Below are 12,585 nucleotides of genomic sequence, written 5' to 3'. Positions count from 1 at the left end.
TCTCTGGGGAACAAAGCAGTATGACGGCCACGGCCAGCGGCAAGCATGCCGAACCCGTTCGCGCACAACCGGCCTCGCCGGAGGTACGCGGACTGACCTATCAGCACGACCAGGGCGCGCAGCGCCTGCGCCTGTTGAGTTTCAATGCCCAGGTGGGCATCCCCTCGTCGCGCCTGCACCACTATCTGACCAACTCCTGGAAGCACGTCCTTCCCTATAAGGGGCGGATCGGCAACCTGGATCGCGTGGCGCGTTTCATCTCCGACTTCGACATCGTCGGCGTCCAGGAGCTGGACGGTGGCAGCCTGCGCTCGAACTTCGTGGACCTGGCCTCCTATCTGTCGGAAAAGGCCCGCTTCCCGCATACCTACAATCGCATCAACCGCAATCTCGGCCAGTTCGCCAAACACTCGCTGGCCTTGTTTTCGCGGCTTGAGCCGGAACGGGTCGAGATGCACCGCCTGCCCGGGCCGCTGCCGGGGCGCGGGGCCATCGAGGCCCGTTACGCAATGGAAAATGGCGAGGAGCTGGTGCTGTTTCTGCTGCACCTGGCACTCGGCCGGCGCGCACGCCAGGCCCAGCTGGACTACGTCGCCGAACGGATCCAGTCGGAACGCCACGCCGTGGTGATGGGGGATCTCAACTGCCAGCAGGACAGCCTGGAGATCCGGCGTTTGGTCGCCCGTACCGGGCTGCTGGAGCCGATCAGCTGCCCGGCCACCTACCCCTCCTGGGATCCGCGCCTCGTGTTCGACCACATCCTGCTGACCCCGGACCTGCATGTCAGCGACATGCGCGTGTACAACGTGGCCCTGTCCGACCACCTCCCGGTCGGTATCGAGATCGAGCTGCCAGCCGCCCAGTCGCTGCACGGAACCCGCCACACCGCCTGAGTCCCATCGCTGGCGTCCGCGTCGCGGACGCGGTTAAATGATCCCGGCACGTCCAGACCCCACAGCCCTTTCGGGAGCCCCATGTCCGCCAGCGAGATGCGCAGGACCATCATCGACCTCGAGCGCCGCCTGGAGCGCGAGCAGGTCCAGCAGGATGCACTGAGGCGGGTGGCCCTGAGGGCACTGGCGGTGGTCAGCGCCCGCGTGCCGGCACTGGATGGCGCGGTTCAGGACCTGTCCCGCGCGGTGGAGTCCAGCCCGCCCGACTCTGCCTGGATGGATCGGCTGGGTGCACAGCTGGCCGACGCGGTCCGCAGCTCCGATCACCACGAGGACCTGGCCAGCGCTGTGCTCGAGGTCGTGCGCCGCGGACTGAACGGGTTCGATTTCCTGGACCCCGGCCTGGATGACCTGCATCGCGCGACCGAACGGCGCGACCGCTCGGAGATCGAACGAACGCTTTCTCAGCTCTTCCGGGTGCTGCACGACAAGTGCGAGCGCGCCATGCACGAGCGCGACGAGCTGTCGGACGTCGTGGGCGAGATCTGGCATCGCCTGGAAGACGTCGACTCGGCCCTGTCGGAAGACGAGAAACGCAGCGAACGTACACGCGCCTCGGTTGCCACCCTGCACGATGGCATCTCGGACAATGTCCGGGCCATGAAGGGCCGCATGGACGACCTGGAGGACATCGCCACCCTGCGCCAGGAGATCAGCCGGGGTCTGGATCGCGTGGTCGAACATGTGGCGGCCTTTCGCAATCAGCAGGAGAACGATCTGCTCGAGGCCCTGGAGCGCAACCGCCTGCTGCGAGCGAAGGGCCGTACGCTGGAGTCGCAGGTCAGTGCCCTGCGCAAGCGGCTGGACCAGGCGCGGGCGGAGGCCTACCGCGACAGCCTGACCGGGCTGCCCAATCGCACGGCTTTCGAGCGCTACCTTGATGGCCTGCGGGAGGACCTGGGGGCGGAGCAACCGGCCTGCCTGCTGGTCTGGGACATCGACCGCTTCAAGGCGATCAACGACGAATACGGCCACAGTGCCGGCGACAAGGTGCTGAAGGCCGTCGCAGAGATCCTGGCCGAGGGCGTGCGCAGCGAGGACTTCGTTGCGCGCTACGGGGGCGAGGAATTCGTGATGATCCTCACCTCCGACCCGGACACCTGCCAGCGCCGTGCCGATTCGATCCGCGAGGCCGTGGATCGCCTGATCGTACGGGCCGGCAAGACGCGGCTGCGCGTGACCATTTCGGCGGGCATGTGCCCGATCGCGGCCGGACAGTCCACCGCGGCCATCTTCGACGCCGCGGATCACGCCCTGCTACAGGCGAAGAAGCTCGGGCGCGATCGCGTGGAGCGGGCCGACCGCGAGCCACACCCTTCCTGATCCCCCGGGAGAATTTCCCTGATAGGAGGCCGTTGTGATTGCCGAGCCATCCCCCCAGCTGATCTTTGGCGAGGTCCTGTTCGATGTCTTTCCCGATGGACAGCGCGTCCTGGGCGGAGCGCCGTTCAATGTCGCCTGGAACCTGCATCAGCTCGGGGAGCCGGTCTGTTTCGTCGGCGGCATAGGCAACGACCCAGCGGGCGCCGCGGTGCAGGCCCGCATGGATGCGATCGGCATGGACGCCCGCGGGCTGTATCGGCACCCCGAAGCCCCGACCGGCGAAGTCCGGGTCGAACTCGCCCGCGGCGAGCCCAGCTACACCATCGTGCCGGACCAGGCCTACGACGACGTACCCGCAGCCTGGGCCGATGCGCTGCCCGCCTCCACGCCACTGCTCTACCACGGCACCCTGGCCCTGCGCCGGGGGAATCACGACCTGCTGGCACGCCTGCGCGAACGCGCCGGGCACCGCTTCGTGGACGTGAACCTGCGCGACCCCTGGTATACCCGGGACACGACGCTGGACCTGATACGGGACGCCGACGTGGTGAAGCTGAACCAGGACGAGCTGGCCACCCTGGTCCCCGGGGCTGCGGACGACGAGGCGGAGACCGCCCTGCTCGAGCAGGCGGGCATCCGTCAGGCCCTGGTCGTCACCGCCGGGGCCGGCGGGGCGATCATTCGTACCGTCAACGGCGAGCGCTTTGCGGCCCCGGCCCCGCCGGTACCCGAGCTGCGCGATGCGGTCGGGGCCGGCGATGCCTTTGCCAGTGTCGTCCTGCTCGGCATGCGACAGGACTGGGGCTGGCCGACCACCCTCGAACGCGCGCTGGCGTTCGCGGCGGCGGTCTGCACCCTGCAGGGCGCCACCAGCGACGACCCCGGCTTTTACCAGGACGCCCGCAACAGCTGGGATTGAGCACCGGACCACCCGGTCCCCTCTTGCGAGGCAGTTCCTGGCCGTCCGTAACCCGGGTTTACGGCCGCCAGCCGAACTCGTCGGCCTTCTGGCGAGCCAGCGCCGGGATGTCAGTGGCGACGAACTTCTCGTGCAGGACCTGCACCCCGATCATGTGGTTGATCACCGCGTCCAGCTGGACCTGGGTGGCCGCCGGGGTGGTCTCGTCCTCGTGGATCTCGAACACGCGGCGCACGCCTTCCGGGTCCAGCAGACCCGCCTCGGCCACCTTCTCCGGCGACAGGTAGCGGTCGGCCAGGGCCTTCATCGCTGCCCACTTGACCGGGTCGGTGTGCGCCGGCGGGGCCATGAACGCGAACTTCTCGCGCTCGTAGAGCACCTTCGGGAGCAGGCCCTTCATCGATTCGCGCAGCACGTACTTCTCGGTGCGGCCCTTGATGCGCAGGGTCGGCGGCAGGTGGGCGCAGAACTCGGCCAGGTGGTGGTCGAGAAACGGCGGGCGCGCCTCCATGGAGTTGGCCATGTCCATGCGGTCGCCACCCCAGGTCAGGATCTGGCCCTCCAGCATGGTCTTGATCCAGACGTACTGGGCCTTGTCCAGCGGATGCCGGCCATCCAGCATGTCGTCGTCCAGGGCGTTGGCGATCGCCTTGCCGGGCTGGTAGTCCTGCATGCGTTCGCGGCGCTCCGGCGCCAGCAGGCCGGGCACGTGCTCGGCTGCCGCCAGCCAGGGCTGCAGACAGGACGGCGTAAAGCCCATCATCTTCGTGAACTCGGGGTCGTCGACCTCGTCCTCGGCCAGCATCGCGCCGGAGAACAGCTCGTTGGACTCGTTCAGCATCTGCTGCCAGGCGGCGCGGTCAGCCTCCGGCAGGGTGTCCAGGCCGTGCAGGAACATGTCGCGGCGGAAGGCCGGGTAGCCACCGAACAGCTCGTCCGAGCCCTCGCCGGTCACCACCACCTTGTAGCCCGCCTCGTTCACGTGCCGGCTCATCAACAGCTTGGCCACCCCCAGCGTGTTGTAGATGGTGCGCTCGGCGTGCCACAGGGCCTCTTCGAAGTTGTCGTAGAGGTGATCCGCATTCAGCTTCAGGATGTCCTGGTCGGCGCCGACGCTCTCGGCCATCTCGCGGGCAATCGCCGTTTCGTCGTAGTCGTCGTTGTCGAAGCCGATGGTGAAGGCCTTGACCGGCGACTGCTGGCTGGCCGAAGCCAGGCCCAGGGTGATGCAGGAGTCGATCCCGCCGGAGAGGTAGCAGGCGACCGGCACGTCGGCCTCCAGGCGCAGCTGGACGGCCTCCATCAACTGTTCCCGCACGCCCTCGATCCAGTAGTTCTCGTCGGCATCCTCCTCCGGCGGGCGCTCGGAGGCCAGCGGGAAGTCCATGTCCCAGTACTTCTCCTGGCGCACCTTCAGCTTGCCGTGGGCCCGTTCGACGATGACCATGTGGCCGGGCTTCACTTGGTGGATGCCCTCGAACGCAGTGGTGCCCGGGACCATGGTCTGCATCAGCTGGTGGTACAGGCCGTCATCGGCAAACTGGCGCGGGACGTCGGGATTGGCGAACAGCACCTTCAGCTCGGAGCCGAACACGAAGCTGCCATTGGCCTCGGTGAAATACAGCGGCTTGATGCCGAAGCGGTCGCGGATCAGCACCAGGCGATCATGCTCGCGGTCATACAGCGAGATCGCGAACTCGCCGCGGAAGTGCTTGATCGCATCCTCCAGCCCCTCGCGCCGGTACAGGTGCATGACCATCTCGGAGTCGCTCTTGGTGCGGAACTGCACGCCGCGCGAGGTCAGGTCGGTACGGATGCGCTTGTAGTCGTACAGCTCGCCGTTGACCGCGGTCATGATCGATCCGTCGGTCATACAGAACGGCTGGCGGCCGCGGTTTTCGTCCAGGTCGATGATCGACAGGCGGGCATGGGAGAAGCCCACGCCGCGGTCGTCCAGCGTCTTGTAGCCGAAGCCGTCGGGGCCGCGGTGATACTGGATCGCGGCCATGTTGACCAGGGTCTGCGGGTCCACCTTGCGGTTGGGGTCGGCGTGAAAGATTCCGGCGATGCCACACATGGCATGTCTCCTTGGTTCGATTCCGTGGGTGCGAGCGGGGCGCGGTTTACGGCGCGCCACACCGCTCGCGGTTCAAGTTCGACTTTGGCTCAGTCTTCCGGGGTATCCATGACCGCGCTGATCCGGCGGACCACCGTGGTCAGCAGCGCCATGCGCACGAACACGGCCCCGCGGGCCTGGGCGAAGTACCAGTTGTGCGGGGTGTCGTCGAGGTCCGTGGACAGCTCGTCACCGCGTGCCAGCGGGTGCAGGATGACCGCGCCCTTCTTGAGCGGGGAGTTGCGATCCAGCTTCAGGCCCTCGCCCATGGACTCGAACGTGTCGCCCACCCAGGCAATGGCGTTGATGTAGACGACGTCCAGTTCCGGCAGCAGCGGGTCCAGTTCGTGCACCACGCGCAGCTTCAGGCCGGCCTCTTCCAGCTCCTCGCGCTGACCCGGGTCAAAGTTCTCGTCCTCGCGCGAGATGATCACGACCTCTTCGATTGCCTCCGGGAACAGGCTTAGCAGGCGCAGCAGCGAACGCACCGTGCGCATGCGCGAGGGCACCCCGATGATACCGACCTTGATGCGGTCCTCCGGCGCCACCGGGCCGGTGAACAGCTCCGGTCGCCACTTGGCCAGGGTGTAGACGTCCGCCAGCGCCTGGGTCGGATGCTCGTCGATCCCGTTGCCCGCGTTGACCAGCGGGATGCGCAGGTTCTCCAGCATGTTGTGCGCCGCCTCGCCATCCGAGGAGCGCAGCACCAGCACGTCGCCGTAGTTGTTGAACATCTCGGCGATGTCCGCCAGCGACTCGCCCTTGGCGATGCCGGTGCTCTTGGGGTCGGTGATCGACATCACCGCCCCGCCAAGCCGGTGCCAGGCGCTCTCGAAGGACAGCCGCGTGCGCGTGGACGGCTCGTAGAACGCACTGATCAGAATCTTGCCGGCCAGCGGCAGGTGCATCAGCGCCGGAGTGGTCTCGTACTGCGCCGCCAGACGGAACAGCTGCAGCAGTTCATCGCGCGAGAACTGCTGACTGGAAACCACATGCGCGGCCGCCAGCTTCAGGAGCGGGTCCGGGTCTTCCTCCACGGCCTCAAGGAGCGCCTTCGGGCGGTCGGTGCCGGCGGCGCCGTCTTTCGGGTGGAGCACGTGCAGGGGATCTTCGGTGTAGTTCACCAGAGGCATCCTTTTTTCCAGTCGCGAATGAACAGGGCCAGCAGCAGGATCGGGGTCAGGGTGGCGACCAGCGTGGCAACCACAACGATCACGGACAAGGCAGTCGACGAGATCATCATGCGGTCCGGACCTCCTCGGCCGCGGCGTCGCGGGACAGGCGACCCCAGTCGAACGGCCGCGGCGCCAGCCAGGTACTCAGCACCATCACGGCCAGGGAGACGGCCGCGCCCACCAGTGCCGCGACATAGAAGCCGATCAGGAAATAGCTGGCCAGCCCAATGCCCGACCCCAGTATCATCGACCAGGCCGCGCCCTGAGGGTTCGCCCGCCGCCAGTACAGCCCGGCGACGATCGGCCAGATCGCCGAGGCCACGAAGGCCCCCGTAAAGTACAGCAGTTCGGCCAGCGAGCCGATGATCGGCAGCGAGCCGCGATAGCTCGCGGCCAGCCAGGTCAGCAGACCGAGCAGCACCACGATCACCTTGGTCGCGCGGAACTGGCTCTGCTCGCTGGCCTGCGGGCGGATATGGCCCCGGTAGATATCGCGGGTGACCAGGTCCGAGGTGGCCGCCAGCAGCGAGTCGAGGCTCGAGGCCAAGGCGGCGAAGACGACGATGAAGACCACGATCGCGCCGGTAAGGCCGAGGACCTCGGCCGCGACCAGCGGCCCGACCATGTCCGCGGCGGGCACGTTGATGCCCAGCGCCGGCGTGGCCAGGGCGATGAAGCCGGCGACGATCGGGATCGGCAGCCACAGCAGCCCGCCCAGCAGGTAGGCGCGGAAGCCGACGTTGCGGCCGAACGCGAAGGCGCGCGACCACCAGACGTTGGAGTGGAAGATCTCGCCCACCCCGAACAGCAGGTTGTTGAACAGGAACATGATCGCGGCCGGGAACAACAGGCTCAGCAGTTCCGGGCGCTCTTCCATCAGGTTGAAGTGGATCGCCTCGAAACCGACCTTGTCGATGGTCAGCCAGGCGATGAACGCCGCGCCGGCGATGATGATGATGGTCTGGATGAAGTCCGTGCCGATGACCGCGCGCAGACCGCCCAGCAGGGTGTAGATCACGCAGACTGTGAGGATCACGCTCATGCCCACGCGGTAGTCGATGCCGGCCAGGGCATTGATCAGCACCCCGCCGGCCATCGCCATCGAGACCAGCCAGCCGAAGGCATAGATCAGCGAGACCACCAGGAATACGCGCCAGGTGAAGGTGCCGAAGCGCAGGCGGATGAAGTCGCCGGACGTAAACCCGCGCGGCATCAGCTCGCGGATACGGCGCGCCAGCGGCGCGAACAGGATCAGCCCCAGCGCCCCCAGCGAATACCCGAGCATGCCCCATACACCGAGCTGCAGCGCCAGCTGCGGGGCGGTCATCGTGGTGTTGGCGGTAACCCAAGTGGCCATCGCGGTCGCGGTGGCCAGCGCCAGCCCGACGTTGCGCCCGGCCAGCATGTGGTCTTCGGCGGTCTTGTTGTGACGACCCAGCCACCAGCCGAGCGCCACCCAGAGGATGCTGAATGCGATCAGCAGCCCCCAGGCGATCGAACTCGGGAGGATCGGGTCGTCGAGGCCGGTCACGAGGCCTCCTTCACCTTCTTGATCTCGCGGATCGCCTCGTCGGTGGTCATCACGCGGGCGTAGCGATCCTTGATGGTGGTGATCGTCGCCTTCTGCATCTCCGGGGTCACCGTCGCGGTGGCGTCGTCCATCAGCGTGACATAGAAACCCAGGTCACAGGCATCGCGCACGGCCGTGGATACGCACTCGTTCGAGTACACACCCACGATGAACAGTGCCGAGATGTTCAGGTTGCGCAGGATGTAGTGCAGGTTGGTCGAATTGAAGACGCCGCTGGCGGTCTTGTCCAGCACGATCTCGTCGCCCACCGGTGCGACCTGCTCGACGAACTCCGCATCCTTGGAGCCGGGCGCGGCATGCAGGTTCAGGCGCTTGTGGCCCGGGCTGCGGTCGCGCCCGTCGTGGGTCAGCGAACGGATACGCGTGTGGATGACCTCCAGCCCCTGCTCGCGGAATGCATCCTGCAGCCGGCGCACGTTCGGCAGCACCGTCTGCTCCAGGCGGTTGAAGTAGTACTCCTGTGCCTCGGGCGGCACGCCGGACTGCACCGAGTCGGCGAACACCCCATGACCGCGCGCGGCATCCAGGTACTGCAGGTCAATGCACAGCAGAGCGACGTGGTGCTCGCGCAGTTCCTGACGCAGCACCGGGGTCGTGATCAGGCTCTCCTGGTACTGCTCGCGCAGCGGGTCCAGAGAGTCGTAGTCAGTGAGCTGGGAGACGTTGTCGTTATTGGCCATGCCGGGCGGTCCTTGGGTCGCGGTGATCGGGGATGCTCACGAACGGGCGGCCAGGGCCAAGGCGCTTTGCAGCGTCAGGTTGGCGCCGGTCTCGATGTCCTCCCAGTTTGTCCATTCCGCCGCGGAATGGCTACGCCCCTGCAGGCTCGGTACGAAGATCATGCCGGTACGCGTGATTGCACTCATGCTCTGGGTGTCGTGCGCAGCGCCGCTGGGCATGGTCAGGTACTCCAGCCCCATGCGTTCGGCGGTCGCCTCGATGGTCTGCACGATGCCCGTGTCGCAGCGCACCGGATCGATCTCCGAGAGCACGTCGAACTCGAACATCAGGTCACGCCGGCGCGCGAGGCTGGACAGCGTGCGGCGGGCCGCGTGGGCCAGCGCGGTCAATACCTTCTCGTCGGTATCGCGCACCTCGAAGGAGAAAGTCGCCATGCCCGGCACGGTGTTCGCCGCGCCCGGCGAGAGCTCCACGCGGCCGATAGTCGCGCGCGAGTTCGGGCTGCCGTGCTCCTCCAGCAGGCGATTGATCTCGCCGCCGAATTCGGCCAGCCCCTGGAAGGCGTCGATGCGCATGTCCATCGGCGTGGTGCCCGCATGGTTCGGCTGGCCCTTCAGGCGCACCTCCCACTTGAACAGGCCGGTGATGGCCTCGACCACGCCCACGCTCAGGCCGCGGCGATCCAGCACCGGGCCCTGCTCGATATGGGTCTCGATGAAGGCATGCAGGGTGTGCGGGTCGCGTCGCGCGCTCAGGGCGTCGTCGGCATTCAGGCCCCAGTTGGCCATCGCCTCGACCAGGGTGATGCCCTCGAGGTCACGGGCATGGCTGATGCTCTCCGGGGTCAGCTTTCCGGCCATCGCCTGGGAGCCGAACATGCCGCCGAAGCGGCCCTCCTCGTCAGTGAAGTCGATGACCTCCAGCGGGTACTGCAAGTCGACCTCATGTTCCTTGGCCGTGCGCAGCACCTCCAGCCCGATCAGCACCCCCAGGGCACCATCCAGCGGGCCACCACCGGGGACGGTATCGAGATGCGAGCCCATGGCGACCACCGGGCGCTTGCCGTCGTAGTCCAGGCGACCGTGCAGGTTGGCGGCGCCATCCTGCCAGACGTCGAGGCCCGCGGCCTCCAGGCGGCCGCGAAACCACTCGCGCCCCGCGCGGTCGCCCTCGCTGAACGCCCGGCGGTGCAAGCCACGGTCGGCATCGCGTCCAATCTGCCCCAGCTCGGTAATGTCCTGCTGCAGGCGCTGCATGTTGATCTTGAGTTCGTGCATCGTGTTCTCCGATAGGGCCGCCGGCCCCGGTCGCGGTACACGCGGATCGACGGGGCGGGGCAGGTGAATTCAGTCGCGCGGGCGACCGCGCAGGATGGCCACGATCAGGACCAGAAAGACGACGCCTCCCAGCGCGAAGAAGCCAAACGCGCGGGCCAGGCTGTGGTGCGCCACATCGATCCGGGCCTCGTCGGCCCAGTCGTCCGCGCCATCGGCCCGCAGGCGAAAGCGATATTCGCCGTCCGGGAGGCCGCTGATTACGCTGCTGGTGTCGCCACCGCGATAGATCACGCGGGCGTCGTCGAAGTCCGGACCGCTCGCCTGTTCGAGTTCGACGGGCCCCTCGGCGTTCCATTCGAGGGTTAGACCGCCATCACGCGAGTCCGTGGGCGGGTCGTCGAATCGGGGCTCGGCCAGTACAACCAGCGGCAGCAGCAGAAGCAGCAGGCTGGCGGGCAGGAGGGAGCGCATGGCGCGTTACCTGGCGGCCACGCCGCTCAGGTTTTCACCTCGAACGGCTGCAGACCGGCACGAGGCTCGGTGGTGTTCATCGCCTCGACCAGGAGGGTAAGCCCTTCGTCCAGATCCGCCAGCCGCTCGGGCGGGAGAGCGTGCAACGCGCGGTTCAACTCGCCCTGGGGGGCTGCCGGGGCGTCGGACAGGAGCGCCTCCCCCTTGGGCGTGACATACAGCCGCACGATGCGCTGGTCCTTCTCCGGGCGGCGGCGCTCGACGAGCCCGCTGTATTCCAGCTTGTCCAGCAGGTTCGAGGTGGTCGAGGCATGCACCGACAGCCGGCGCGAAAGGTCGCTGACATTCAGCCCGGGCGTGCGCTGCAGCTCCCACAGGGCCCACAACTGCGAGGCACTGATCCCGCAGGCACGCTCCACTGCCCGCGAATGCCCCTGCAGGGCGCGGATGATCACGCGCAGCTGACGGATCACGGAACGCGACAGATCCGGTTCCCCTTCCGTCGCGGGGCGATGAGGTTCGTTCTGGGCAGAAACAGCTGACATCACAGTCGGACTCAGTATGGCAAATGCCATATAGTTTTGTACAAAAATAATGGAGTTGCAACTTGTCCTTTGCTGGCGAAAGCGGCGAGCGCGTTCTATTAATGGGGTTTCCGGCTAGCCGAGGTCACCAGGATCCGGTCTCTGGGCAACAAAACGGGCCTCTCGTTAGCCATACGCGACAGAAACGGTTGTGGCGGTTCCTCGGGAGCTCGCCATCGGTCCCCCGGGGGTACAGGGGCCTGTTTCTCTTTCGGATTCCAGGATCGAACTGCCAAAAGGAACGAATAATGAAAAACAACATTTCGTGGAGTCTCACTCCACTGGCCGGGGCCGTTGCCACGGCGCTTCTTCTGGCGCCAGCGGTCAGCCCCGCAGAACAGGAGGGTGCAGGGGGCGTCGAGTTCGATTTCTACGGGTCACTGAGACTGCAGTACGAAACGGCGGACCCGGATGGCGAGGACAGCTATGACGGCTTCCGGGATGCCTATTCACGCATCGGCTTCAACGCCAACTATGAGATCAATGAAAGCCTGAACGCGTTTGCGCAGCTGGAAATCCCGCTCGACCTGGCCAACGGCCGAGTACAGGACCCCTTCAGTGGCGAAGACGAGGACGTCCGCATCGGCAAGGTCGGGCTCGACGGCGCATTCGGTACCGTGGCGTATGGCCGCGATTGGCTGCCGTATTACAACGCGATCGCCTTCCCGGTGGACATGTTCTACTCCTACCAGAGCGGCTTCGCGACCTATACGACCTTCCGTGAGAGCAACAGCCTCATGTACTACTCTCCGGACTTCAACGGCTTCTCGTTCGCGGCCTCCTACAGCGCGAACGGCGGCTACGACGATGCATCGGGCTCTCCAGATGATCGCTACCAGGTGACCGGTTCGTACGCCTTCGGCGACACGACTCTTTCCGTCGGGGTCGATGATGCCAATGGCGAGCAGAACACTCGGATCTGGGGGGTGTCCGCGATGCACAGCATGGGCCCATGGTCGATGGGTGCCAAGGTCGAATACATTGAAAGCGACCAGGACGCCGGGGCCTTCGGGGACGACGGCGACGTCGCCGCGAACATCTACGCCGCCTACGCCGTGGGGCAACATATATTCCACGGAACCTACGCCAACGTCGACAACTACGGCGGAGACGTCTTCCACCTGGGCTACGCGTTCAACTGGATGGACGGGCTGTCCCTGTTTGCCGAGTACTACTACGAAGAAGAAGCAACCGGTGCGGTACCGGCATCAAGGGCCCGAGACACCGGCCGGGCCGGGGCTGACTTTCCCGAGGATGGAAGCAACAACGTGTTCATGGTCGGCATGCACTACAGCTTCTAGAAGCCAATCCGCCGCGCACGTTTGTTGCTCACCCGCTAGCGGGTGAGCAATGGAAGTCAGCCATGAAGGTCCCGAATTTTTCGTTTCGGATTCCGACGGCCGGATGCCAGAACGAAACGACTCGTACCTCGGGAGACGCGGTCTCAATCGAAGACTACCGCCCTGGCGGTCAGACAGTTCCAGGCGATGGACCG

12 protein-coding genes are annotated in these 12,585 nt (G+C 66.3%); 4 read left to right on the top strand and 8 right to left on the bottom strand.

From position 1 onward, the window contains the following. Window positions 1-20 precede the first annotated feature (20 nt). The 3 genes from F468_RS0101040 to F468_RS0101030 all read left to right on the top strand — a co-directional run bounded on the left by F468_RS0101040 (window position 21) and on the right by F468_RS0101030 (window position 3,195). On the top strand, window positions 21-893 hold the full coding sequence (locus tag F468_RS0101040) for an endonuclease/exonuclease/phosphatase family protein (protein ID WP_012981451.1): 873 nt from the start codon (window positions 21-23) through the stop codon (window positions 891-893). 81 nt (window positions 894-974) lie between these two features. Then, on the top strand, window positions 975-2,276 hold the full coding sequence (locus F468_RS0101035) for a GGDEF domain-containing protein (protein ID WP_018139780.1): 1,302 nt from the start codon (window positions 975-977) through the stop codon (window positions 2,274-2,276). Between the two features lie 34 nt (window positions 2,277-2,310). Beyond that, window positions 2,311-3,195 carry a carbohydrate kinase gene (locus tag F468_RS0101030; RefSeq protein ID WP_018139779.1) on the top strand — a complete coding sequence of 295 codons (885 nt, stop codon included), beginning with the start codon at window positions 2,311-2,313 and terminating at the stop codon, window positions 3,193-3,195. A gap of 58 nt (window positions 3,196-3,253) precedes the next feature. Here the strand turns inward: F468_RS0101030 and asnB are convergent, their stop codons facing one another. The 8 genes from asnB to F468_RS0100990 form a co-directional block, all read right to left on the bottom strand. Further along, complete coding sequence (gene asnB / locus F468_RS0101025; RefSeq protein ID WP_018139778.1) at window positions 3,254-5,272, bottom strand: asparagine synthase (glutamine-hydrolyzing); 2,019 nt, start codon at window positions 5,270-5,272, stop codon at window positions 3,254-3,256. Window positions 5,273-5,361: 89 nt separating this feature from the next. After that, window positions 5,362-6,444 carry an aspartate carbamoyltransferase gene (locus F468_RS0101020; RefSeq protein ID WP_012981447.1) on the bottom strand — a complete coding sequence of 361 codons (1,083 nt, stop codon included), beginning with the start codon at window positions 6,442-6,444 and terminating at the stop codon, window positions 5,362-5,364. Beyond that, window positions 6,432-6,554, bottom strand: a complete 123-nt coding sequence (locus F468_RS14715) for a hypothetical protein (protein WP_012981446.1) — start codon at window positions 6,552-6,554, stop codon at window positions 6,432-6,434. Before F468_RS14715 ends, F468_RS0101020 begins: the two co-directional genes overlap by 13 nt. After that, the gene (locus F468_RS0101010) at window positions 6,551-8,017 is read right to left on the bottom strand and encodes a sodium:solute symporter family protein (RefSeq protein WP_018994461.1); all 1,467 of its coding nucleotides are present in this window, start codon (window positions 8,015-8,017) and stop codon (window positions 6,551-6,553) included. The genes F468_RS14715 and F468_RS0101010 overlap by 4 nt, the downstream gene beginning before the upstream one ends. Continuing rightward, window positions 8,014-8,757: a cysteine hydrolase family protein gene (locus F468_RS0101005; RefSeq protein ID WP_012981444.1), complete on the bottom strand. Its 744-nt coding sequence runs from the start codon at window positions 8,755-8,757 to the stop codon at window positions 8,014-8,016. The genes F468_RS0101010 and F468_RS0101005 overlap by 4 nt, the downstream gene beginning before the upstream one ends. 36 nt (window positions 8,758-8,793) lie before the next feature. Then, complete coding sequence (locus F468_RS0101000) at window positions 8,794-10,035, bottom strand: Zn-dependent hydrolase (RefSeq protein WP_012981443.1); 1,242 nt, start codon at window positions 10,033-10,035, stop codon at window positions 8,794-8,796. 69 nt (window positions 10,036-10,104) lie between these two features. Next, on the bottom strand, window positions 10,105-10,506 hold the full coding sequence (locus F468_RS0100995) for a hypothetical protein (RefSeq protein WP_018175089.1): 402 nt from the start codon (window positions 10,504-10,506) through the stop codon (window positions 10,105-10,107). 26 nt (window positions 10,507-10,532) lie between these two features. Beyond that, on the bottom strand, window positions 10,533-11,051 hold the full coding sequence (locus F468_RS0100990; RefSeq protein ID WP_012981441.1) for a MarR family winged helix-turn-helix transcriptional regulator: 519 nt from the start codon (window positions 11,049-11,051) through the stop codon (window positions 10,533-10,535). 287 nt (window positions 11,052-11,338) lie between these two features. On the opposite strand from F468_RS0100990, the gene F468_RS0100985 reads away from it, so the two are divergent. Continuing rightward, window positions 11,339-12,391, top strand: coding sequence for a porin (locus tag F468_RS0100985; protein ID WP_012981440.1), 1,053 nt, complete (start codon window positions 11,339-11,341; stop codon window positions 12,389-12,391). The last annotated feature ends 194 nt before the right edge of the window (window positions 12,392-12,585 follow it).

The organism is Thioalkalivibrio sp. ALJ2 (assembly GCF_000378325.1).
GTDB lineage: Bacteria > Pseudomonadota > Gammaproteobacteria > Ectothiorhodospirales > Ectothiorhodospiraceae > Thioalkalivibrio.
This window is presented reverse-complemented; position numbering and strand designations above follow the sequence as displayed.